Source organism: Vibrio sp. L5-1, from assembly GCF_021728315.1.
Lineage (GTDB): Bacteria > Pseudomonadota > Gammaproteobacteria > Enterobacterales > Vibrionaceae > Vibrio > Vibrio splendidus_K.
Window position 1 is genome coordinate 343,094 of sequence record NZ_JAKKCQ010000002.1, and the last position, 23,984, is coordinate 367,077.

Genomic DNA, 23,984 nt, shown 5'->3' on the forward strand with positions numbered 1-23,984 from the left:
CACCCATTAATGCGTGCCGCTGTTCAATCAGCGGCTATAAAGAGAACAAAGCATGGATATTATTGATATTTTACGCAGTCTGTTAGCTCCTCAAGAGTGGGCAGAGCTGCTAAACAACTACAAAAAGCGCAAGCCAGTGCCAATGCGTATTCGCAAGAAGGTGTTTGGGGAGGCGGTGTTTTACCCAAGCGTGCGCATCCCCTGGAATGTGCTCAAAGAGACCCTGTCTAACATTCCGGTGGTACGTCGTGGCACGAAAGCGTATCAGCTTGGTGGCAATGACTTAGAAACTCTATCTATCGAGCCACAGGGTTTTTCGACGGTATCGCATGTGTCAGCGGCGGAGCTAAACAACCTTAAGGCATTAGGTTTAAAGAACATTAAAAAGTTTTTTGAAATGCTTCAGTTTGGTGTGATGCGCAAGATTGAAGTCTCAACTGAAGCGCTGTGTGCTCAATCGCTAACAGGTAAGATTGCCTACCCAATGAAAACCGCAGACGGCGCAATGGAATTGTTCGAAGTGGATTTTGGGGAAACCCTTCGCTACAACTTTAATCGCTCCCTGAAAGCCACAGACGCCACCATCGAACAAGTGTACACCGCATTGCAAGAGATGGATGAAGCCATTCAAGCGAAAGGTTATGGTGCAAATTTGGAAGTATTGAGTGGTAAAACGTTGTTTGCTCGCATTGTCACCTTAGCAGGGAAAAATAAATCCAACGTGCTCGATGTGAAAGTCAGCAAGGGTCAAGTCAATGTAGGCGGCTACCTCATTAATCTTGAAAATGGTTCATACGAAACCATGGTAGGCGGTACGAAAACCCGCGTAAAAACCGTTGATGATGACAAGATGGTGATGATTGACCTTGAGGCAGGCCACACACCGTACTATGCCGCGCTCGATGATTTGGACGCAGGCCTTCAGGCCTTACCTTTCTTCTCGAAAGTAAAGAAAGTCGACGATCCAAGTGGCGCGGATGTGTACACCATGTCAAAGCCTTTGCCTGCGGTTGTCGTGGATGCCATCTGCTGGGCCGATGACGCACTGAAGTAAGGAGTGATAATGGCTATTACCCTTACCGAGTTAAGAGCGATGGTCACCATCCAGGGAGTATCGAGCTCCCTGGATGAGCAAATCTACCACTCCTTAACTTACAACGATGAGAACAACGCTCAAACTGCTTGTCAATCAGCCGCGCGTTGGTGCTATGCCTATCTTGGTCAAAAGAATGCCTTGTCTCGCCTTTATAGCGAGGATGACAAAGAAGTGTTGGCTGAAGGCATGACTCAAAGGGCGATTTACGAGTTAGGTGAAATTAGCCAGTTTGATTTTGATGATCGCAAAGACGAAGCGCTCGCATTAATCAACGCCTTGCTTGGCCTTAACCATGGCACTGAAAGCGGTGCTCAATACACAGGAGCTGCGATTGCCCGTGATCAAGAATCTCACATTATCGTCCCTTATCGCTCGGCTTCCCACCGACGTTATCGTTAATCACTACCCATTACCAGCAGAGCTCGGCAACGCTCGCTACCAAAGCAGCAACTACTATTTTGGGGCCATTCGCGCCATGCTGCTCGATGAAGAGGTCGCATCAAGCATTGAAATGCGTCATGCCACGGCCATGACGGTGCCCTACGTGATGGAAGGCTCAGCCAGTGACATCGCGTTTTACAACGAGGTGATGGCAGACTTTGATTTAGAAATGTTGATGGAGCAGATGTTAAGCGCGACGGAATTTGGTTTTATGCCAGTGGAGCTTATCTGGGAGAAAGTCGGCTCACAGCTTTGCCTCACCCACTCAGAGCCCAAACGCCCTGAAGACTTCCGCCTATTAAAGGATGGTACCTTAGTGTACAGCGCTGTGGATTACACAGCGAAAACGCCTGTGGCAGGGAAAGTCATTCCCGTGCTGCGCAATGCGACCACTGAGCGTCCATACGGCGAAACTATCTTAGAGTCAGTGTGGCCTATTTGGCAAAGTAAGTGGATCAGCTGGGCCAACATCGAGCGCCTTGGTGAGAAGTACGCGATCCCAACGGCGATTGCTCTGGCTGAAAATGCCAATGGCGGGGATGACGTACAAGCGATTGCCAACTCGTTAGCCCCTGTGATGAACGGAGATGCGGTGGCACTCTCTGGTGTAAAAGAAATCGTCACCCTTGATGCCAACGGTAAGGTGGATGAACTGCTTCGAACCATTGAATACATTGATAACAAAATCGCCAAGCGCATCACCGGTCAAACCTTGACAAACGGCAATCAAAAATACGGCTCTCGGTCATTGGGTGAAGTCCATGAAAGAGCGGGCATGCGTGTCTCCAAACGCGATGCTCGCCTGGTGCATAAGACGCTTAACGATACGCTGCTTAAATGGATTTTCTTAGCCAATGGTCGTGAAGGCAGCCTCAAAATTCGAGTGGATGAGGACGCTTATAAAGAGTTGGTGAACAACATTGTCGACAGCCCCTCTTCCCGTCGTGAATCCACGTATCTTTCAGATGCACCAGGAAAGCATTTATGTCTGCTTTAAAGAGTCTTGATAAAAAAGAGACCGATAACCTCACTAAATTACAGCGCCTCGAAGATGAGGCGCTTTCATTAACCGTCAAAAGCCTTTCAAACGAACTGGAAGCCGCGTTCAAAGTGTATTCAAACCCAGGCGATATCGATATCACCCAAGTGACAACGCAATACACCAACATCTATGCCGCTTCGATGATGGTGAGCTGGCTGCTGGGCCAAGCGCATATCCATAATGCGATCAATGATGCCAGCGATAAACCTATCGAACTCACTTGCGCGCCGATTTATCTTGCCGTGGATGAGGTGCCTTTTCAGGAAGCGATTGATTCACTCAAAGCCATGATACCGACCGATACCAAAGCGTATCGTCAAATGGAAGCAGCGATGAAGCTGCGCGCCTTTACGGTCGCGAACGTCTCCAGTATTGATGCGGTCAATCGCGTCAAAAAACGTTATGAAGACGCATTAGAAAGCGGAGCATCACGCTCTGAAACCTTAGGTAGCATCCGTAAACTTCTTGAGCAAGAAGGACTCTCTCAGGTCAATCCTTATTGGTTAGAGTTGCATTATCGCAACAATATGATGACCGCATATAACTCAGGCCGTTGGACTCAGATTGCCTATAACGACTTGGTGGAGTTTCTGGTTTATTCGTCGGTGCTCGATTCAGGCACCACAGAACTGTGCAGAAAGCTCGATGGCGTGATTAAGCCCAAAGACGATCCATTTTGGGAAAGTTTTTACCCGCCCAACCACCATAAGTGCCGTGCGACCGTGTCAGTGTTGTCACGCAAGCAATATGAAGCACTACCAGCATCGATGCGACAGGCCTCAGCCGAAGTCAGTGGCACAGCCTTGGATAAGGATGCGACGACTGGCAAAGAGCATCAGTTTACTAGCTCGCCATTAGTATCAATGAAAACGCTGCCAGCATCGATGATGGAGCGGGCGCAAAAATATGGACTGACCCAAAGCATTCTCAATTACTCTCACGCACAAAGTAAACGCGTCTTGAAAGAGCAAGCAGAAGCTGTCGCTAAACAAGGTTTATCTGCGACCACACTCAATAACGCGATAAAGCAATCGCCAGAGCTAGAGCCGTTTCGAGAGATGATACAAGACAAATTGCTTGCCGCCCCTGATGACGTGTTATTGGCTTTTGATGAGCTGGAAAGTGGTGAATTTTTACCTAGTGTGCAGTTTGTGCTTGAGTTAGACGATTCACTCAGAGGCGTAGCGTTTGCGAGTGCGTATGGCAATGCACGGGTCTACCGAGTAAGCACTATCGCTCAGCAAGTGCTTTCCAAACAGATGTTTATCGAAGTGCGATAACAACCTTTCATTTTAATTATTTCAATAGCTTGATTTAAAGACAGGACGACCGCATAACAATTGATAATATCAGTCAAATACTTTTAATCATTATGAAAATCACAAAAGACTTTGATTACTATCGAACACTACACCAAACCATAACGCATGCTTTGCTTCATTTGTTGTTCCAAGTATCGACCAGCTCGCGTTTCGTGCCCATTGCAAAGCGTAATGAAATTTTATTGAAATATCTGAAACCCAAAATGAAGAATAAGGCTTACGCAGCGATTAAAAAAGACATTCGCTTAATGGTTCAAACGGCTCGAACAAAAGGAGGAAATCTTGAAATGAAGCTCTATCAACTTAATGAAAAAGCTAAAAAGATCAAGATCGCTGGGGCGGAGAAATTGTATTCACTGCTCGTGTATTTATATGATGAAGAAGGTATTGAGTCGAGGCTTTTAGAGGAAGGAACCGAGGCAGAACCTAATGTTTTGTATCTGTTAGAAGAACACATTGAACATGGTTTTGACAATATGACACAGATCACCCCTCTATCTATGTTCATTCAACATGAGCGAGCTTATGACCTCATTGACAGCATTCATCGACATGGTTTGTTTATCGCAGAAATGAAAGAATGGAATGCAATAACGCATCAAGCTCACCTGCTGTTACATCCTGCGGAGTCCTAATTAACTCAAGTTTCACCACAAAGCACTGGCTATTCGCTGCACACCATCTTAATGTCGTAACCACGTGAAATTTACATGGAATTTCAGCATGTTAACGATTAAACCCCAATGTAAGCCGTTAGTCAGTTTGATTATTGAACAGTCTAAACAAGGTCATGTCGACCCTATCTCTGTATCCCAAATGCTGCCTGAGCACTCTGTCCATCACGTGGCCTTTGTTATCGAACAGCTTTCACAACAGCCCTATCCAGATTTAGCGCAATTAATTCGAAATAATTAACTGTATAAAAACACAGTTTCGCGTGATAAGGTTGATAGGTGTTTTGATGCCTTGAGTACCTGAGACCCAAGACCTTTTTGATAAAGGAATTGGAGAGGAAGCAGCAAAACGCCGCCAGCTTTAATTCTTTATTGCTGGCGGCTTTCAATCGCTATTTGTGTTCAAGGCTCTTGCTAACAGGAGATAAGAATGCACCAACACACATTGCACGATGGCCGTGCCACCCTCATCCATGCTGATTGTTTAACCTACCTTAAAACGCTTGACGATAACTCCATTGATCTGATTTTAACCGACCCACCATACTTCCAAGTCAAACGTAATGCATGGGACAATCAGTGGCCAGATGTCGCTTCATTTCTGGCATGGCTCGATGAAGTGCTTCTTGAGTTCTGGCGAGTCCTCAAACCCTCAGGAGGTCTTTATCTGTTCTGTGGTTCAAAGCTGGCTAGTGATACTGAAATCCTTATCAGAAGCCGCTTTGAAGTGTTTAACCACATCATTTGGGCCAAACCGTCAGGCCCATGGCGAAGAATGCATAAGCCGGACTTACGCATGTTCTTTCCGTCCACCGAACGTGTTTTATTTGCTGGCCACTATAACGCTGAAGGCTATGCCAAAGGCTGCTCTGGTTACGCTTCTCAATGCAATGAGCTCAAGAAACACGTGTTCAAACCTTTGATGGATTACTTCATCAATGCTCGTAAACAGCTTAGGGTCACGGCAAAAGAAATCAATGCGGCAACAGGGACGCAAATGTGCTCTCATTGGTTTAGTGAAAGCCAATGGAAACTCCCCAACAAAGCGCAATACCAAAAGCTTCAACAGCTTTTCGCAAGTAAAAAAGGAGAATTAACGAAGACGCATGGTGACCTGGTGGAGGAGTATGACGTTTTAAAAAATAATTACCAAAACTTGGTGTTGGAATACGATGATCTAAAAGCGCAATACGAACATTTACGTCGACCGTTCTCCGTCACCAGCGAGGTGCCTTATACCGATGTCTGGCAGTTTGCACCGGTGCAATATTATCCTGGTAAGCATCCCTGCGAAAAACCACAAGACTTACTGCAACATATCATTATGGCCAGCAGTCGTGAACATGATGTGGTGCTCGATGCGTTTATGGGCAGTGGCTCTACAGGTAAGGCGTGTTTGAGTTTGAATCGACGTTTTATCGGTATTGAAATGGAAGAGGAAACTTTTGAAAAAACGCTAGCATCTTTCCAAGCTATTAATAGTTAGTCCGTAACAAAAAGAAAGGCGCTTAATTGCGCCTTTGTCATATTTAGTTGTACAGCCACTCGTCCGCTTCATTGAACATCTCTTCCAAAAGCGCATGGGCTTTCTCTTTTTTGGTTTTATCCCTTTCCATGATATCCAGATGATTGTTTTCACCCTTGCGAATACGGACACAAACATCGGGATCGAGTACCGACAAACGCTTTTGAATTTCAGGCTCAATCAAAGAGAATGTCCCTTTGGGTAAACCAGAAGCTTTGACGATCATATCAACGCGCATAATAAACTCTTCTTTTAAATATACTGTATAAAAATACAGTATATTTATTTTTAGTTGAGGTCAACATGATCCATATCTTTCCAAAGTTCATCCATCACATCATGCAATGTCTGTTTGAGCTGAGGCGTCATATCACGCAGGGCTGCCACTAAGGTTTGTGCCATCACATCTGCCTCAGAGCTAACCGCTTCCAGTTGAATGACAGGTGCAAAACTCACTTCGATTGTGGCTGGTGGCTGACTGATGGCGTTTCTGGGTTGCGTTGTCGCAGATTGAACCGTTTGCTCTACTTGGGCGACAGCCTGTTGGTTAACAGGATCATCCTTACCATTGAAAACATCGTATAACCAACCTGCAATCTCATCACCGGCCACAGAGCCAGCAATTGCACCAGGGACGGCACCAAAGCCACCAAACAAACTCCCCGCGAGACCGCCTAGTGTGGTTCCAGCCGTGGCTCCAATACCACGCCAAACTCCTTCCGTATCTCCCTCAATGGCGCTCATGCCAATAGAGGCCGCATTCAAAGCCGTACCAATGGCGGGGAGCTTCTTGAGAGCGCCTTTACCTCCACTTATTACTTTTTCCCCAGCAGACGACCACGAGCTTGCCCCTTTAGCGACCTTGTCTACTGGTTTCGTGGCTGACTTTGTAAATAATCCCGTTGAGGTCGCACTTAGAGCTCGACCCATCACAGGCAGCTTTTTGAGAACACCTTTACCGCCATCCATTACCTTTTTCCCCGCACTCGACCAAAAGCTCGGCCCTTTAGCGACCTTCGCTACCGGCTTAGCAGCAGATTGACTAAATAAGCCACTAAACATGCTCGCAGGCTTGAAGCCACCTTGAGTGCTCATTGCAGTGCCAAGAATTTTACCCAAGGCTTTTTTACCAAGACGGGCAGCAATCATTCCCCCGAAAGCTGTTGCGCCTATGCCGCCGACAAGACCCGCATAACCCAATCCTGAGTTCTCATTCATAGCTCCAGTCGCGGAGCCTGTCACATTGGAAACCGCTGTCCCTAAGTCATCAAACTTATCGATTAACTTAGCCGCACTGTTAGATACTGTGTCAGTCGTCGCATTGAATGATTGCTTGGCTTTGTCGATAGAAGTTGAGACTCCTTGAGCGGCATCATCAAGAGAATCAACACCGTCAAAGACCTTTCCCCCTTCTTGTAGACCTTGCTGCATGGCGTCTAAGCCTTTGGTACCAATATCTTCAGACAGGATTGTGCCACCTATGGCTTCAAGAATGGGTTTGACGGTGGCAGCATCGGTTTTGTTTGCACTATTCACTAGAGCCAATAGTGCAGCATAGTTGTTACCTGGCGCATTGCCTGTTTCAACGTCACTGCGTACACGGTAAGCGGCTTCTTTGATTCTGTTACGCAAATCGACATCACTGATGGCATCAATGGTGCCCGCTTTATCGCCTTGCCCTACCAATTTGGCAAACTCATCGCTATCACTAAAACGAGCCATAAAGGATTCTTTAAATGAATCACCTACCTTATCTGTATTCCAAACACCGGCTTGACGGGCGCGAACAATGGAGGCTGCAAATTGGTCAAATGAAATCTTGTCACCGAGTAGAGGGGAATATTCAGCGAAAGTATCGAGTAAATCCCCATTAGCATCACCGACCATTGAGCTGGTGGCGTAAACCTTATTCGCAGCCTCCTCGATGCTGATGCCGAAGCCTTTTGAAATATTAGCAAGGGCGCGAACGGTTTCGGGGGATGAATAGTCAGGGAAAATCTTTTGTAACTGGATAGTGGCTTTTGTTAATGCCTGAGTATCTTCGTCACCTAAATTTTGCTGTTTAGCGAGGGCTTGAGCAGCGAAAATGCTCTCTTGGTCTGCACCATACATCCGAATCAAGTCGGTACGAAATTGTCGTTGAGAGGTCGATTGCACCTCTTCTAATGAATAGCTACTGCGAGCAGCAAGGAGACGTTCATTTCGAGACTTATCATTCCCCGCCCAGGCGAAGCCTGCTGATGCCATGGCCCCTCCAGCAATCGCCCCCAGCTTTTCAAAGTTTTGTAACTTGCCGAGCTCTCGACCTTGCTCTGAAATCTCTTTATTGGTTCGATTGAGTTGGCCTTGCAGCCGTTTCTCTTCTTGGATGATGTCATTAACATCGAGACCCGCCTCTTTTAATGAGTGACCTAGGCGTGACACTAAGCGCTCATGCGCTTTAATCTCATTGGTGCTCTTCTGGTGAGCCTTCGTTAAGTCCCCAAGCTCACGCTCTGTCGCAGAGATAGAAGTGCGAATGCGGTTTTCATCTTGAGTCGTGCTTTTTAGTTTAGATTGATACGCCTGCAATGTGCGTTCTGCTTGTGCGACGGCTCCCGTTTTTTTCTTAAAAGTTTTGGTATTGGTGCTGCCAGCGTCACTTAACCCCGCCATATCTGTACGAAGCTTATTGATGGTCGCTTGCAGTTTGGATTCTTCATTGGCCATGAGTCGAGATTGCTGTGTCACTTTGGCAAGCTCAGCCTTCAGTTTGGGGAGTTCATCCTTCTTTTGTCCTAGAATTTTCGAGTATTGTTTTTCGGCTTCGGTCAATTGTTCAATAGCAGATTCAGCCTTTTTAAACGCATCAACATCAGCGGTGGTTTTTTGCAGCTGCTTAAACTCTCGCTCCAGCTTATTCGATTCTTTCTCAATCTTTTTCGACTGCTGAGTAAACGCGTCTTTAACCCCAACAATGAGCTCTAACGCGTAACCACTGTCCTTATTTATTGTCATGATTAAAGACCTCTATGAGATACGTATATTGTGCCCAGTCGGCATTGAGTAATTCACCAACGGAGACAAGACCGATTTTCTTATGGGTGAGCAGTCGAAAAGAGTGATCAAAAATATTCTGTTTGATTCGAGCGAGGTTTAGCTCTTTCCCATCAGGTGAGCCAAGTTGATGTGCTCTTCATAGGGCAGGTTAATCAGCATATCGACAGGAATGACCACTTCGCCTTTCATACCCAAGTTCGTGAGCTTGCCATGCTCATCTCGCCTCTCTTCAATGCGTTCACCAAACACTAAAATGCTCGAGGCGATATGCGCGGTGATGGCATCGTTAGATTCAAAACCGTATTGCTCTTTGGTGAAACGCACCGCTTCAATTCGGTCCTTAACCAGCGCTTTGCGCACTCGCTTAGCACAGTTGAGTTCCATCCCACCAAATTGAACCGGAGTGTTTAACATGCAGATATCAAACTCCATCATTGCACGGGCAATATCTTCCAAAGTGAAGGTTCGAACTTCTGGTTCTAATTCAGTTTCAACGGTGTTTTTAGTTTGATTTTTAGTGCTCATAGCTTGTCTCGTTGTGAGTAATTTGGAGCCTGTATTGTGTCTTTATATATAGCGCCCATCTGCCGAACGGAAATTATGTTGTCAGGTTTGAATATCCTATAAATACTGGATAAACGAGACGAAATGATGCTTCCCAAAATCTTAAAGCAAGATGTTCGACTTCGAGCTCTGAGCGCCTTGACGACGCAAGAGATGGACGAGCTTCGCTTAGCCATTCATGGACTTCAGGTTCTCGATATTGATCACGTCGACGAGTCTTACTTACCTTGGCTTTCTTGGTGGTTTCGTGTCGATACCTGGGATGACTCCTGGACGGTTGCGAGAAAGCGTGAAGTCGTCAAAGAAGGCTTAGTGCTTTATCGCTACAAAGGCACGGTCTGGGCTGTAAAGCGAGCGTTGGACCTGACAGGTTTCAACCCAACGCTGACCGTTTGGCATCAAATGAATCCAATAGGCGCTAAAGGCACCTTTTTAGTTGAAGTTATTCAAGATAAAGGTGGATTGACTCAAAAAGACTATGAGAACGTCGTCACGCTCGTTGAGAGCAACAAACAAGGCTCTCAACATTGGCAAATGACAATAAAGAACAAGCCATCGACAGGAGGAATATTCAGCGTTGCAGTTTCAAAAGGACGTAACCGAATTACCTCTAAAAACTTCCCAACCAATCCAACGTTAATTGGCGGACTATATTCCGCGGTCACCTTAAAGAGTCGACATCGCATGACTATCCGAAATAAGAGTAATGAAATATGAGTTTAGGATCTGCACAAGAGCACACGGCGGTGCTTACCGATAAGGGTAAAGAGCTGCTGGAAGCGGCCTACCAAAGTGGGCAAAAGTTATTAATTGACCAAATGTCTCTAGGCGATGCGAATGGCTCAAGTGTCACGCCAACACCGGACGTCACACGCTTAGTGAATGAGTTTGGTCGACAAGATATTAATGAGGGCAACACACAAGAGCACTGGTTCAATGCCATTGTCTATGTCGACACGTCACGCTTTTCAGGGCACTTTATCAATGAGTTTGGTCTGCATGATTCTGATGGCAATCTTATTGTTTATAGCTCATACCCATCAACTCTCATTCCTTCTGTTGATAATCAATACGTTCAAATCGAAATTGAGTGCTCAATGGATTTGTACCAAGCCTCAGCGGTGACCATCAATATAACGCCAATTATCCCTCATGCTACGGAGCTAGAATCGGGAATTGCACGTATCGCCACCGATGCTCAAGTTGATGCAGGAAACGATGATTCTGCATTCCTTACCATAAAGAAACTATTACGTAGAGCGGCAACCACCTCACTAGCGGGTGTGGTCCAACTGTCTAATAATTATAAAGGAACAAGTCAAACGAAAGCTGTTACAGAAAAAGCCCTTAGTGAAGGGCTTGCTCCAATGTTCAATCCTGAGAATCCACAACTGCTTGGGGCATTAAGCCTGTACGTTTTTTTTACGGCAAATGAGGGTGAACAGATAAACTGGGAACTTCCTGATGAGGTAATCGGATCGAGTTTTGTTTTAGTGGATATAAAAACAACAATTCAGTACGAACGCAATATTAAGTTACGCGCTGTATCCAACTGGAGTCCAACATCAAACTCATCAGGGGGGCACCATAAACAATTTAATTTTACAGCAGGAGCATCAGGTGATGAGCATGGTACCTTACAAACTATTTTAATTCCGTGTGTAACAGAAAATAAAAAACCAGTAAAAGGCATGAAATTCACCCTGACGCGAAACCTGACCAGACCTGGGGAAGTCGCTCCAACCTTTGAGATTACAGTTAAATCAGCATGGAAATAAAGTATGGATACAATCACAGATAAAATCACAATACACCTCGACAAAAACTCCTTGGTCATTGCTGTAGGTAAAGTGGCTAGCGAAAGAATTATAGAATCGTTTGACATTGACACAAACGAGCTTCCCCTTCAGTTTTGGGAGAATATTAGTTCTTATTCTTATATTAACGGTAAATTTATTCAATCAGATAAAATTGACGTGTATCAAGAGGCGTCATGGCAAAAAAACAAACTATCCGCCATCAATGCTGCAATTGCCGAGTATCAAGCAGACATGATGATAGATGAACGGTATTCAGAGCTTAGAGTTGGAACTTATAGCGAAGAAGATTACTTTAAATTGCTCGGTGATAGAAAATTACTCATTGAATATGTTCAACAAGAGGACTTTCCCGAATGCGGTCGTCCTATGCTCTCTAGTTTAGGAGGGATAACGTAACTTTATATGTCAAGATATGCATTTATGCATAACATCAAATCATGACAGAAATCACCTCTCTCGTTTCGTTATATCCCGCTTTATTTCGGGTAATTTCGGGTCAATAAACGTTTTAAGTTAAAAATACATGGTGTTTTAAGTTTCGCTCACCGCTGTCACCAATCACACCAGAGATAAAGACGATAACGCCAATGATCAGCCACAATGCAGGGTTTAAGAAAATGGCGTGTAAGGTATGAAGGTAACCTTGCTTTTTCACTGCAATAGCAAGATGAGTTTCGTAAAAGGAATGGGAAAAGTCAGCGAACAACTCGCGTTCTGGGGTTATTGAAATACAGGATACACCAATGTCGATTTGCTCTGTTTCAATGGAATTGAGTAGATCATCTAAGCGGTGATTCTCTACCGTAAACTCTACGTTCATTTCCTTCGCTATCAGCTCCCACAGCTCGATGCTTAAACCGTTCCATTCATTTTCCATAGAACTAATCACAAAAGGAGGACAAGGATAAACACCGACTTTAAGCGGAGAAGCCGACGAAAAAGTGCTAAACAAAGTTAAAAGAAAAATGACTAAAGCTACACAAGATTGAAGTGCCGATTTGAAACAACTTGGCATTGGCAAACCCTCAAGAAAGAGGCAGCGATGAATTGAATCGAGTAGAAGAGCTCGTTCTAATAAACAGAGTTAAGCACGCTCAGGAGCTTAGAAAGTTGATAGTAAATTCAATACTGCCCTAGTTTTTTCGTTAGTAACTTAACTATAGAAAACCTCTATTTATTGTGCAAAAGAATGGGTTCAATAAAGCGACTCTTACCGAACTTAGATTCATTGATTAAAGCGACGACATAAACTGGCTTTTTGCCGATGAACATAACTTCCCGCATTGAGTTATTTGGCTTTCTAAGAAGTAAATGTTACGTCTGCTTTTGACCCATTGAGCGCGGATCTCTAGCTCTTGGCCAATCAAAATTGGATGATGAAAACGAGACGTTAAGCTAACCGTCATGGCAGTGATATTATTTTGGAACAAGCAATGCAGCATGGTGGTATCGTGTAACGCAGTGACAATGCCACCCTGCATGATGCCATCGTAGCCCTCAGCTTTATCTGTTGGTACAATCTTGGCCCTGGTTTTATATTTAGCTAAAGCTTCACTCTTAATTGAAGCTTCATGATTGGCCAAGGCTTTATGATTGACTAAAGTCTCGCGCTCGCCAACGGCTTCAAAACAAATGGGGCTGTCTGCGAAAAAACCTTGGCTGCACACTTGGCAACGCCGATGGTTGTGTGGAATGAAAACCTTCATACTTACCTTTTAACCTTAAATACCTAGAGATTGATATGGCTCGACCAAAAAAACATCGCCAGTTATGCACCCGAGCGGCTTACTCTTGCTTTAAGCCTAATGGCGTTCCTATGGACGAGCTTCATAAAGAAGAATTGCTATTAGAAGAGTTAGAAGCCTTACGCTTGGCTGATCAAGAAGGATTGAGCCAACTTGAAGCCGCTGAACAAATGCAGGTGTCTCGCCAAACGTTCGGCAACATCATCAAGCGTGCACGAGCCAAAGTCGCCAAGTGCATCGTCAACGGTCACGCGTTGGTGATTCAAAGCGCTTAACTCGCGAACTAGCCCAACGTTAGTTAGCTCAACGACAGTGAATTCTCGATACTTAGCTTGATGGCTCAGAGATCTGATACAGCTTTCGACTCTGCCCTTCACACACATCTTTGCAATTGCATTCACGCTCAATATCTAACTGCGCAAGCCCTCCACAGCTGCCTTTGATTGGCTTGCGAGAAAAAATCACACCTATCGCCATCAACGCGACGATTCCGACAAACCCCAATAGCGTCAACATAAAGGTCATTTTCGGAACCCTCGAATACCCCCTAAGTGATTCGGCTGTGCCATAAGAATCGCGGAGTCTTTCTTGCGCCCTTCCTCACCGCAGCCTTTCTTACTACTCCCTTTATTACTGCACTCTCTCTGACTGTGCCCTTTTTTACTGTGACAAACGTTGCGAGGTTCGCGACCGTAATCGAGATCGGTCACTTCCCGTAGATTGTCGAAATCCAAAGTCCCGATTTCTGCCTTACCTGTTGATGCCAAGACTCTAATGTCGTGGTTGAACAAGTGCGCTAGCATCTTCTTCCCTATGTGACGGACGACTACAGATTTCACATCGTAAGAACGGAGGACAGAGATCCATTGCTTCTTTTTATTGCAAGCGGTGTCGGACTCAACCAAAGGAACAATCTGCTTTATTTGTCGTTGTTCATCGACAATCGCAATCTGTGGGGAACGAGCAAAATGGTTGCCTACATGAAGGTCGCGACAAGGTACTGCGTATAACATAGTAACTTCCTGTTATTGATGATCAGAAGTTCAGCATACGCCCCATTATTGGCTTATGCCAATAACTATCATGTGAAAAATAAGATTTACTGGATCGACAGGTAAGATCAAAAGCTACAAGCTACAAGCAGCCAATAGGGTTGGCGCAGGTTACTGTACCTCCCGAACCTGTTCATGAAGAGCCTCCCTTCCCCAAAAACAAGAATGCCCCACTAGTGCGGGGCATTCTTTGTGCGTAAAAGTTGAAATTTCAAAGACAGAAGTGACGATATAAATCGTTGTTACAACGAAAGAGTAAAAGTACTTCCCACACCCAGTTCAGATTCAACGACTAACGTTCCTTCTAGATTCTCGACCATGGCAAGCGCTAAAGATAACCCAAGACCATACCCCTCGATATTGCTGCGGCTGCTGTCGACTCGGTAAAGTCGTTCGAAAATCAAATCCTGATATTTCTGTTCAATACCAACACCAGTGTCCTGGATGGTTATCGCGATCTTACCCTCTGAACTTTGCTCGGCTTTGACCGTCACTCTTCCTTCGGGCTCGGTGTACTTAATCGCGTTATCAACAAGGTTAACCAACACCTGAGTCAATTTGTCAGGATCTGACTGAATAACAAGAGCATCAGCGCTCTCAACCTCAAGCTCAACTTGTTTATCTTCTGCGACATCTTCATACCAGCTCACCACATTGGCAATCACATCAGAGACCTGAGTCGGCACTTTCTGTGGTATGCGCTTTCCGGTCAGCTCGTCGTTCAACTTCATCAAGGCGGTTAACATATTGCTTGCCTGCATGGCGTGTTCAGAACAATCTGCCAATGCGTCTTTCATCGCTTGTTGGTCGGCGTTATTGAGCAATGCCGTTTGGGAAGCTAACGTAATACGCGACAAAGGAGTTCGAATATCATGAGCGATCGCATCGACGGTCGTATTCAAGGTTGTCGTCACGTGCTGTAACTTGGCAACCGCAGTATGGACACTAGAGCTGATCACATTGAGCCCTTGCGGTAAATCAGGTTCGGCTTCATTTTTAGTGCTAGGAAATTCTAACTGCCCTTTTTTCAGCTTATCGAGCAGGTCGCCAAAGGTCACTAACGGAGACATGGCACTCTGGATGATGTTACGAGTGAATACTGCGGTCACGGACACGAGAGCAAGCAACGCATATAAGGTCATTAGCCATTGATTGTAGGCGATAAAGTCTCTTGCTCGGTTATCCAAAACCAACCAGAAATCATACTGCTCCCCTTCAATAGGCAACGACATATAGGGACTCAAGATGAAGCTCTCTAACCATGAACGATTCTCATCAATTTGATAGCTAGAAAAAGACTGTTCTGTCGATAAATGTTGAACACCAGCGATAAACACACCATCAGATGAAGCGCCCTTCTCAAGCTTATACGCCGCAATGTTGTTTTCGAGTAACCGGTGAGGATTCGCCTCTAAAACATGAATCAATCGCTCACTCGAATCGTAAGTCAAAATACGCTGATACTCGGTCGACATAGACGTAAGGATCTTCTTTTCCGTTTGGTAAAGGTCGAAAAAGAAGATAGCCCCAACAATCAGTTCCACCAGCAGCAAGCAGAGCAGTAAGGTCGACATAAAGCGAACCAACAAATGTCTCTGTGTTTTAGCGAGCGCCTGTTCAATACTACGACTTGAGGACATAGCCAACACCTCGAAGTGTGTGAATTAATGGCTTAGAAAAACCCTTATCAACTTTGCTGCGAAGCCTACAAACCAAAACATCGACCACGTTGGTTTGCGGATAAAACTGATGCCCCCAAACATGCTCAAGAATCGCGGTTTTCGACATCACAGCCTCTCGGTTTTCGAGCAGTAATTTCATCAACATAAACTCGCGCTGATTAATGGTGATCGTTTGTTGATCTCTTTGTAGAGTGTGTTTAAGTAGGTCTAGGCTAAGCGGGCCGTAATGCAATTCTAATGGCTGAGGTGTCGGTTGCTTGCCTCGACGCACCAAGGTTTGGCAACGGGCCAATAACTCAGGAAACGCAAAAGGTTTTACCAAATAATCATCAGCACCTGACTGTAGCCCTTGCACTCGTTCTTCCACTGAGTGTTTGGCACTTAATATGATGACGGGCGTCGCGTAGCCTTGCCCTCTGAGTTCAGCCAACACTTCAAACCCATCTTTCTTTGGCAACATGATATCGAGGATGATCACGTCATACTCTGCGGTTACGGCCTCGTGTAATCCATCAACACCATCTGTTGCGTGCGTCACCGTTATCCCTTCTTGCTGAAAACCATTCACCAAAAATCTCGCGATATGAATGTCATCTTCAATCAATAGTATTTTCATCAACGTCCGTTTATTTATTTGCCGTGGTCTGAATACACTCTATCAATATCCTTTCTCGAATATAACCAACATTGCAACTTTGTAATGTTCAAGAAAGCCAGTCGTAATCATGCATTCGTTAGTATGAACCTGTTGATTAAAAACACCCTTTCTAAACAAACAAAAAATAGAATTCGGAATTTGAAAACGAATATTTTTTGAAAACAGATGCTTTAACGGAGTAAACATGAAAACGACAAAACTAACAGTACTAGCAGCAACCCTTGGTTTCCTTAGCCTTTCTCACAATGCAATGGCAGCAGAAACACAAACGGTCTCTTTCACTCAAATCTCATCAGAAGCGGCCTTCAAGCTTGCCCATGAAGCCGTTAATCAATGCGAAGCCGATGGCTACAAGGTTTCTGCGACTGTTGTCGACTTGTCGGGCAATGTGATTGCTCAACTACGTTCTGATGGCGCTGGCATCCACACTCTTGATAGCTCACGCAAAAAAGCGTTCACAGTGGCAAGCATGAAGCAGCCATCAGGTAACCTGATGAAACTCATCGCCGACAAACCTATCATGCAACCCTTGCAGAATATGGACGACAACTTGTTGTTCCTAGCGGGTGGTGTTCCGGTACAACTGAACAATGCCATGATTGGCGCGATTGGTGTGGGTGGCGCTCCGGGTGGCCATTTAGATGTCGCTTGTGCTGAAAAAGCGATTAAGAAGTTCTTCTAAAAGTCCGTTTACCAACAAACACTGACTGATCTAGAAAAGCGGCTTAGTACCCTCCATGCCCAATCAAAAAATGCCTCGCACTTGCGGGGCATTGCTGCAAATTAAAGCAGTTGCGAATAAAAGCAACTCCGAATTGAAACCGATAATAGAAACGTAAACAGGCAAAACATGACACAAATTTGATGTGAACAACCCACTCAATTGTTATATTATAACATTACACTTAATAACCATTCGTTCTCATGAAACAGCTATTCAATCTAATCGATGTAATCAATCGCTTCTTCTCTCGCTATGTAAGCCGTTTCTCGACATGCTGTCGTTCTCTAAAGGGTTTGCCTTTTGGCCTAGTATTACTGTGTTTTGCGCCAAATCTATATGCCCACCCTCACTCTTGGATAGAGATGAAAACCCATATTGAGGGAGAGAATGGCATGATCACCGGTCTCTCTATGGAGTGGTCTTTTGATGCAATGACATCCATGTACATGTTGGATGGCGAAAATGTCTCTGCCGATACAGAAGCTGAAACATTCAAAAAGCTCGCTGCGTCTGTTATTGAAAACATGAAGTATGAGCACTACTTCACGTACTTTTATGATGGTGAAGAGCCCATCAAATATCAGGTTGCTGAACACGCCAAGTTTGAGCGTGACAAAGCCAAAATGGTTCTAACATTTGACCTACCACTTTCTAAGCCTAAACCTGTGACACGAGACTCGCTCCGCGTACTCATTTTTGACCCTAGCTACTTCGTCGACATGTCGTGGTTATCGAATAGCGACGTGACCTTGTCACCTGAACTAGCGAGACAATGTCAGTTGGAATTAATCGAGCCCAACCCGACGCCAGAACAGATGAGTTACGCGATGTCTTTACCAGCCGATGCTGACCCAGATAACACGTTAGGCCAACTGTTTACACAATCGGTTGAGCTTCATTGTGCAGCAGTTCCTGCATCCTAATAAAGTGACTCTTTACCGCCATTACGTAAGCTTCTCAATTCATTTAGAGAAAAATATCTGATATAGGTTCTTGTGAAATGCAGAAAAATCAACTTAAAACAAACTATTACCTTATTGGCGCCGGAGCTTTATTGCTTGTTGCTGTCGGGGCATATCAAGTGTGGTCCATGTGGCCATCGTTAGTTATCTCTAGCATCCAATGGCAAAGAGAAGTCAATTCAGAGCTTGCAGACCTACTTTATGAAGCTAAATCTAATCCTTGGGGCGCAGGCAGTTACCTTATTGGATTCAGCTTTATCTACGGCATGCTCCACTCCCTGGGGCCTGGGCACGGCAAGGTTATTGTCTCTACCTACTTAGCCACTCACCCAACCAAAGCAAAAGCGAGTTTAGTACTTACGGTCGTCTCCGCTTTTTTACAAGCACTGGTCGCGGTCTTATTAGTAAGCGTGTTGCTATGGGGCTTTAGTGCTTCAATGCGAGTGGTGAATGACAAAGCGAATATGTTTGTTTCATTAAGCTTTGCATTAGTGGCCGTGGTAGGTACGTTGATTTGCTGGAAAGCTCTGAAAAACATCTACTCAACGATGCGTAAACCGCAACCAACTCTGAGAGTGAAAGCCATCACTCCATTAGCAACAGGCGCAATTTCGTCAGTGTCAGTTCGTTCGTCAGTACCAGTTCGTGCGCCAATGGCGCTTCGTTCATCTGGTTCAATGATTATGGGCACTACCAATGCATTACAAGCCGCTGACCACACTCATGCAGATCATTCTCATACCGACTGTGGATGCGGCCACCAACACGTCGCTGATCCAGAAGCCATCAATAAAGCTTCAACATTTCGAGAGTACGCGGGAATCATCGTGACGATTGGCATCAGGCCATGTACCGGAGCCATCATGGTTCTACTTTTCGCAAACATGGTTGGCCTATATTGGATGGGCGTACTGAGTGCCTTTGCAATGGCCGTAGGCACAGCATTAACAACCTCATTAATTGCAATAATGACGCTAACAGGCAAGCATCTAGTGAAGCGCTATTTGGCAGCAGGTAACAAGAACAGTAGTGAATCATTGAAAGTCGCAGGTCACTATCTTCAGCTTTTCGGTGGCATTCTACTTGTGTTGATTGGCTTGTTGTTAATGAACGGCCAAGACAGCGGCATGTCGCCTGTTTTCACCATGTAGAGCGCAAGAACGTAGCCATATATCTGAGGTTCTTTCCACCCGCTCCGCACATATCAAGGCCTCGCAAACGCGAGGCCTTAGCTTTAGTCATTATTTAATATCAAATCAGGTAAACAAGTAAGCTATGCCAAGAGCAAACCCCATCAGTATTATTGATTTACAAAAGAGCATCAAAACCGCTAAAGAAAAGTGCCGACAAGCGATACAATGCCGGAGTTACTAGATTGCAGCGTAGTAGCCCCTTTATAGAAAGCTCATTCACAGAAAACATTAAAGTAGCCAGATATGTCTAAAGATCCCGGTTTCACCACAGAATACATCCTCGACAAGACGTTTTTCACAGAGTGTTATGATCAAACTAGCCTTCCGACTCAATTTCCAAAAGCCTATTTAAAAGGAATACTGTTTCTTATTTTTGGTGTGGTTTTATTAGAGTTTGAGCTACTACCTAACGGTTACGTTGGCTGGTTCTTTATTGTATTAAGTGTGATTGAAGCGTTCAGCGTTTACTGCAAGAGAACCTGGTGGATATGGCGACAAAAAATCAGCTCAGGTGCTGGCAGCAAAGTGATCTTTCAAGGTGACGTTAACGGTGTGAGTTATAAAAACGCTAAAAACACCAACACTATCGCTTGGACTGACATCTCCCAGCTGCAACAAACCGATTTAGGTTTTATCCTTCATATTAGAAAACAGCGCCAATATGTCAGTAAGTCTTGTTTAAACGATGAAGCCATTGCATTCATGGTTGAGCAACACGAAGCGTCCAAAGCACCCAAAGCACCCAAAGCACCCAAAGCAAATTAGCATCAATAAATGCCTGCCAAATTGGCAGGCATTTATTTATCATCTTTAATAATTCGTATGGCATAACCGGACAACAACAATGAACACCGTTTACCAAATCAGTGATTGTCACCTTTCCGATAAATCCAGCTATGAAAACCTGCGTAGAGCCCTGGAATACGTCAGCAAAGACACAGCATGCAAGACCATTTTTCTGACTGGTGATATTTGTTGTAATCCAAAGTCTGGCGACTACATTCGATTAGAGGCGTTCATTAGGCAACACATTAGCGACCAATCCATTTACGCGGTTGCGGGCAATCATGATGACTCTCGCTTAATGCGTACAGAGTTAAAAGGATCGTCGATTTTCGTCACCGATAAAGCCACCAGCTGTGGACGAGAATTTGTGTTTTTGAACTCCAGCTTCAAGCCGCTGGATAAACGTCATCCACTCGGTTCTGGGCGCATTGATAACCGTGGAATGGCTCGGCTAAAACAACAGCTTAGAAAGACGAATAACCCAATCGTTGTAATCCACCACCCTGTTATTCCAGTCGGAGCTGAGTGGATGAAAGCCATCCGTCTAGAAAACGATGCTGATGTGATGAACGTGCTTCGGAAATATCGCGTTCGTGACGTGATCTGCGGTCATGGCCATGATGGAATAACGGCGACACAACAAGGCATAACTCAATATATGGGCCCTTCGACAGCCTATGGCTTTGACCACTCGATCAATGAATACAATCGCAGCGAGAAGATAGGATTAAGTCGAATTTCGTTCTCTCCTGATTCCATCGACTACCAAGCTGTCTATTTTTGAACCCTCTATCTTGAATCTTGCTGTCTTAAACTTTGTGGATTCGCTTTCGAATAAACCAAGCTATATAGCGTTCTATGCCAATAGAAGAGGCTTGCAGCGATTCAATTTATCAATCTGTGATTGAAGACAGCACGCGAAGAGGTTTGGCGTTACACTCATTAAGATCAAACAAATAACGAGGGTCTATGACGTTTTCTCCTGCCATTTTGCGTAAAGTCTGGTACTCCCCTTCTATTAACCTTGGGCTTCGCGCCACCAGTGCCATTGTGCTGTTTCTCGGTTTAGGGGTGTTGTCGAATCAAACCACTATCGCCATGACCGCGCTGATGACCATGCCAGCCGCTCTGATTAGTGGCCTCGATGCAGCTGGGCCAAGGCGGTGGACACGTTTTGCGATTACCTCAACCGCTTGGGGCATGACTCTAGTCGTCAGTTACGCTCTGCTGAAAAGCGGACTGCCTTTATGGGTGACTTATGGTGCTATGGGTGCTTTGCTTGCCAGTGCGGCAGTCAATGGTCCATTCTGGGCGAGGCTTGGCATGTCCTGCCTCCTAATTGCTATCGTCACACTCTCACTCCACAATTCCAACACCGCGCTAAGTTTGTACCCAATGTTGGTACTTGGCCCCCTTACTTTTGCACTGTTTAGTTGGCTTTGGTTTGCCCTGTGGAAACACTATGCGCTGCGTGTATGTTTATCTGCAATTTACGAAACGTTGGCAGACTACATCCAATATCGCCAAGCCTTCTTGTTAGGAGGCGAAAATGAAGCACCGAAAAGACGCATCAAATACCAACTCATCGAATTGTTCCAACAGGCTCTTCAATCTGAATCTTTTCGATCTAAACAAGAAGATGCTAACTCGCTTCGACAAGCCTTGTTCCTCGCTCTTGATACGTTTGAAGTGATACTCAGCAGCCACACAACGAATCCCGATCTATTGAACCAATTTCAGTCCAGCAAACACAAACGAGACTTGCTATTGGTTTGGAGCCAACATTGTCAGCAAAGACTAAGACACAAAGCCAAACAGCTTCTACACAACACAAACGAAGAGGTGAAGCACTTAAGCTCATTAGAGCAAGAAGCTAGTGACTTGATTGAAGCGGTCAAGCTCGAAGACCAACCCCGCTTTCGTTATTGGGCCTACGCAGTGAAGCACATTTCCCGTCGTATTGAGCTTAATGAACCCGCTTATGAACGTTCTTTTGAAGTGCAGCCGTTCGAGTTGTCTTTTCGCCTACCAAGCCGAGGCAATCCGATTTGGCGTCATGTTACCCGTGTCGGTTTGATGTTCGCACTTGGTGCTGGAATTGCGGAATACTTTGAATTGATTCGCCCTGATTGGGTTCTGATTTCGATGTTAATGGTGATTCAGCCAAGCTTCTTGGCGACACGCAGTAAAACGTGGCAACGCTGTTTAGGTACAGCGCTTGGTGTGCTGTTCGCGACCTCTTTAATTCACATTGGCGTACCAACGACCGCGATGTATACGCTAATGGTCATCCTCTTGCCCGTCGCGATGCTTAATATCATGCGCAATTACTCGCTAGCCATTGGTTGTATTACCGCGCTACTGATTTTGATTTATCAAACCATGGCGCACCAAGGGCTCGATTTCGCAGCACCACGTTTGATCGACAACATCGTCGGTGGCGCCATTGTGCTACTCGGTTATGGTTTGTTATGGCCGCAATGGCGAGGTAAAGAGATCCACAATCAAGCGTTAACAGCATTGAATAGCTCAAAAAGCTTGTTTGTGTATTGCTATGAACAATTGCAAGTCGACACCGAACAACGTGACCACATGGCCTTAACCAAACAACGTGCTGCGATGCTAACCGCCGAAAGCGACCTTGAGCTGATTTACAACGAGATGCAGCAAGAGCCAAAACATACTCGAGCCGATCCTCACTATTATGAAGATATGCTGAGTCACTATCGATTATTAAGCCATTACCTCTGCTTGCTGATCCCACTGGTCAGAAAAGGCACGCAATATCAAGGCTCTCAACAAGTCGAAAGCTTGATTCATGATGCGATGGATGCATTGATCAATACCATTCGTGATAACCGCGTCCATGAGCTACCCGCGATCACCAATCAAACTGAAGCCCAACACCCAACTTCCACAACGGGTCAACGTTCGGTAGAAGAAATCATCTGGTTAGCACTGATGACCATTAAGCAAATGCACGATTTAGTTCGGCGTAATCTAGAAGGCTAAATCAGGGCTTAACTATCAAAGGACTTAAATACCAAAGCTCTTAAACCCCAATAGCCACTCAGATTTTTATCTGTATTTTTAAAGCGAAGCGTTTGGCACACCTTTAGGAAAAAGAGAGTATCTAAAACTTGTTATTTGACTCATTCCAATACTTACGTTCTTTTTCAGTTATTGAATATATATAGTCATAACGACCTAATTGCCTTAAGTGACCATGCAAAACCAATTCATTTAGAGAATTTATAACGTTTACAACATCATTATTTGTAGATGGTATCCATTCCAAATTAAGACCTACTTCGCTGTTGATCTTGGAATCTTAAAAATGAACAACCCCATCATAAACAACTGATTTACAAACTGTTATAACACTCACCGCATACATCGTGATAACTTTCTTTAGTATCGAACATTCTATTCTACTGGTGGTTCATCACTGTCGAAAAACTTGTAGTGGCATGGTGAATTTTTCCAATATTTTAAAGGTACTAATACCTTAGAAAAGGCGGAAACAAAATGACCGGAGTACAATATTCATACGAGCAATTCAAACCTTGAGAGTTTAAGTTAAATTGCTCTCATCATGAGATTCAAGTCACGTTCATCAGTGTTTTTTCTAGGTATCGTCTACTCCTCTCAACTGTTTA

Annotated in this window: 25 protein-coding genes and 1 pseudogene; 17 read left to right on the plus strand and 9 right to left on the minus strand. The window is 44.8% G+C overall.

Annotated elements, in window-relative coordinates; all coding sequences use genetic code 11:
• The first annotated feature begins 52 nt into the window (after window positions 1–52).
• From L3V35_RS08375 to L3V35_RS08405, 7 genes are all read left to right on the plus strand, one after another.
• Window positions 53–1,054, plus strand: coding sequence for a major capsid protein (locus L3V35_RS08375; protein ID WP_057620461.1), 1,002 nt, complete (start codon window positions 53–55; stop codon window positions 1,052–1,054).
• A gap of 9 nt (window positions 1,055–1,063) precedes the next feature.
• Entirely contained in the window at window positions 1,064–1,495 is a 432-nt protein-coding gene (locus L3V35_RS08380; RefSeq protein WP_237299300.1) for a hypothetical protein, read from the plus strand.
• Entirely contained in the window at window positions 1,434–2,534 is a 1,101-nt protein-coding gene (locus L3V35_RS08385) for a DUF935 family protein (RefSeq protein ID WP_237299302.1), read from the plus strand. Before L3V35_RS08380 ends, L3V35_RS08385 begins: the two co-directional genes overlap by 62 nt.
• Entirely contained in the window at window positions 2,522–3,859 is a 1,338-nt protein-coding gene (locus L3V35_RS08390; RefSeq protein WP_237299304.1) for a phage minor head protein, read from the plus strand. Before L3V35_RS08385 ends, L3V35_RS08390 begins: the two co-directional genes overlap by 13 nt.
• A 92-nt stretch (window positions 3,860–3,951) precedes the next feature.
• A complete protein-coding gene (locus L3V35_RS08395) occupies window positions 3,952–4,536 on the plus strand; it encodes a DUF2913 family protein (protein ID WP_132785033.1) in 585 nt (194 codons plus the stop codon).
• A gap of 88 nt (window positions 4,537–4,624) precedes the next feature.
• Window positions 4,625–4,816 (plus strand): hypothetical protein, encoded by a 192-nt coding sequence (locus tag L3V35_RS08400; protein WP_237299306.1) that lies wholly within the window; start codon window positions 4,625–4,627, stop codon window positions 4,814–4,816.
• 189 nt (window positions 4,817–5,005) lie between these two features.
• A complete protein-coding gene (locus tag L3V35_RS08405) occupies window positions 5,006–6,061 on the plus strand; it encodes a site-specific DNA-methyltransferase (RefSeq protein WP_132785037.1) in 1,056 nt (351 codons plus the stop codon).
• Window positions 6,062–6,104: 43 nt separating this feature from the next.
• Here L3V35_RS08405 and L3V35_RS08410 read toward each other — a convergent pair whose 3' ends face one another.
• From L3V35_RS08410 to L3V35_RS08420, 3 genes are all read right to left on the minus strand, one after another.
• Window positions 6,105–6,338: a DinI-like family protein gene (locus L3V35_RS08410; protein WP_172379794.1), complete on the minus strand. Its 234-nt coding sequence runs from the start codon at window positions 6,336–6,338 to the stop codon at window positions 6,105–6,107.
• Between the two features lie 50 nt (window positions 6,339–6,388).
• Entirely contained in the window at window positions 6,389–9,097 is a 2,709-nt protein-coding gene (locus tag L3V35_RS08415) for a phage tail tape measure protein (RefSeq protein WP_237299307.1), read from the minus strand.
• A gap of 138 nt (window positions 9,098–9,235) precedes the next feature.
• Window positions 9,236–9,664 carry a hypothetical protein gene (locus L3V35_RS08420; protein ID WP_237299309.1) on the minus strand — a complete coding sequence of 143 codons (429 nt, stop codon included), beginning with the start codon at window positions 9,662–9,664 and terminating at the stop codon, window positions 9,236–9,238.
• Window positions 9,665–9,787: 123 nt separating this feature from the next.
• Between L3V35_RS08420 and L3V35_RS08425 the strand changes: the two genes are divergently transcribed.
• From L3V35_RS08425 to L3V35_RS08435, 3 genes are read left to right on the plus strand one after another with little or no spacing between them, the layout of a single operon-like run.
• Window positions 9,788–10,420 (plus strand): phage tail protein I, encoded by a 633-nt coding sequence (locus L3V35_RS08425; RefSeq protein WP_237299311.1) that lies wholly within the window; start codon window positions 9,788–9,790, stop codon window positions 10,418–10,420.
• Window positions 10,417–11,481 (plus strand): phage tail protein, encoded by a 1,065-nt coding sequence (locus L3V35_RS08430; RefSeq protein WP_237299313.1) that lies wholly within the window; start codon window positions 10,417–10,419, stop codon window positions 11,479–11,481. The genes L3V35_RS08425 and L3V35_RS08430 overlap by 4 nt, the downstream gene beginning before the upstream one ends.
• 3 nt (window positions 11,482–11,484) lie before the next feature.
• Window positions 11,485–11,919 carry a hypothetical protein gene (locus tag L3V35_RS08435; RefSeq protein WP_237299315.1) on the plus strand — a complete coding sequence of 145 codons (435 nt, stop codon included), beginning with the start codon at window positions 11,485–11,487 and terminating at the stop codon, window positions 11,917–11,919.
• 157 nt (window positions 11,920–12,076) lie between these two features.
• Here L3V35_RS08435 and L3V35_RS08440 read toward each other — a convergent pair.
• Both L3V35_RS08440 and L3V35_RS08445 read right to left on the minus strand, forming a co-directional pair.
• Window positions 12,077–12,538, minus strand: a pseudogene (locus tag L3V35_RS08440) (transporter substrate-binding domain-containing protein); the annotation flags it as partial.
• A 217-nt stretch (window positions 12,539–12,755) separates the two neighbouring features.
• Window positions 12,756–13,229, minus strand: coding sequence for a PaaI family thioesterase (locus L3V35_RS08445; protein WP_237299316.1), 474 nt, complete (start codon window positions 13,227–13,229; stop codon window positions 12,756–12,758).
• Between the two features lie 35 nt (window positions 13,230–13,264).
• Here L3V35_RS08445 and L3V35_RS08450 point away from each other — a divergent pair, with 35 nt between their 5' ends.
• On the plus strand, window positions 13,265–13,543 hold the full coding sequence (locus L3V35_RS08450) for a DUF134 domain-containing protein (RefSeq protein WP_004734814.1): 279 nt from the start codon (window positions 13,265–13,267) through the stop codon (window positions 13,541–13,543).
• Between the two features lie 52 nt (window positions 13,544–13,595).
• Here the strand turns inward: L3V35_RS08450 and nqrM are convergent, their stop codons facing one another.
• From nqrM to L3V35_RS08470, 4 genes are all read right to left on the minus strand, one after another.
• Window positions 13,596–13,793, minus strand: a complete 198-nt coding sequence (gene nqrM, locus L3V35_RS08455; protein WP_114633350.1) for a (Na+)-NQR maturation NqrM — start codon at window positions 13,791–13,793, stop codon at window positions 13,596–13,598.
• Window positions 13,790–14,281, minus strand: a complete 492-nt coding sequence (locus tag L3V35_RS08460) for a NifB/NifX family molybdenum-iron cluster-binding protein (protein ID WP_114633349.1) — start codon at window positions 14,279–14,281, stop codon at window positions 13,790–13,792. The genes nqrM and L3V35_RS08460 overlap by 4 nt, the downstream gene beginning before the upstream one ends.
• Window positions 14,282–14,562: 281 nt before the next feature.
• Complete coding sequence (locus L3V35_RS08465) at window positions 14,563–15,960, minus strand: HAMP domain-containing sensor histidine kinase (protein WP_237299318.1); 1,398 nt, start codon at window positions 15,958–15,960, stop codon at window positions 14,563–14,565.
• Entirely contained in the window at window positions 15,944–16,618 is a 675-nt protein-coding gene (locus L3V35_RS08470; protein ID WP_237299320.1) for a response regulator transcription factor, read from the minus strand. The genes L3V35_RS08465 and L3V35_RS08470 overlap by 17 nt, the downstream gene beginning before the upstream one ends.
• Window positions 16,619–16,844: 226 nt before the next feature.
• Between L3V35_RS08470 and L3V35_RS08475 the strand changes: the two genes are divergently transcribed.
• The 6 genes from L3V35_RS08475 (at window position 16,845) to L3V35_RS08500 (ending at window position 23,337) form a co-directional block, all read left to right on the plus strand.
• The gene (locus L3V35_RS08475) at window positions 16,845–17,342 is read left to right on the plus strand and encodes a heme-binding protein (RefSeq protein WP_009846975.1); all 498 of its coding nucleotides are present in this window, start codon (window positions 16,845–16,847) and stop codon (window positions 17,340–17,342) included.
• A 242-nt stretch (window positions 17,343–17,584) separates the two neighbouring features.
• The gene (locus tag L3V35_RS08480) at window positions 17,585–18,307 is read left to right on the plus strand and encodes a DUF1007 family protein (RefSeq protein ID WP_029405013.1); all 723 of its coding nucleotides are present in this window, start codon (window positions 17,585–17,587) and stop codon (window positions 18,305–18,307) included.
• Between the two features lie 77 nt (window positions 18,308–18,384).
• Window positions 18,385–19,497 (plus strand): nickel/cobalt transporter, encoded by a 1,113-nt coding sequence (locus L3V35_RS08485; protein WP_237299322.1) that lies wholly within the window; start codon window positions 18,385–18,387, stop codon window positions 19,495–19,497.
• A gap of 285 nt (window positions 19,498–19,782) precedes the next feature.
• Complete coding sequence (locus L3V35_RS08490) at window positions 19,783–20,304, plus strand: YcxB family protein (protein WP_237299324.1); 522 nt, start codon at window positions 19,783–19,785, stop codon at window positions 20,302–20,304.
• Between the two features lie 79 nt (window positions 20,305–20,383).
• Window positions 20,384–21,109 (plus strand): metallophosphoesterase, encoded by a 726-nt coding sequence (locus tag L3V35_RS08495; RefSeq protein ID WP_237299326.1) that lies wholly within the window; start codon window positions 20,384–20,386, stop codon window positions 21,107–21,109.
• Between the two features lie 185 nt (window positions 21,110–21,294).
• Window positions 21,295–23,337 (plus strand): FUSC family protein, encoded by a 2,043-nt coding sequence (locus L3V35_RS08500; protein ID WP_237299328.1) that lies wholly within the window; start codon window positions 21,295–21,297, stop codon window positions 23,335–23,337.
• Window positions 23,338–23,984 lie beyond the last annotated feature (647 nt).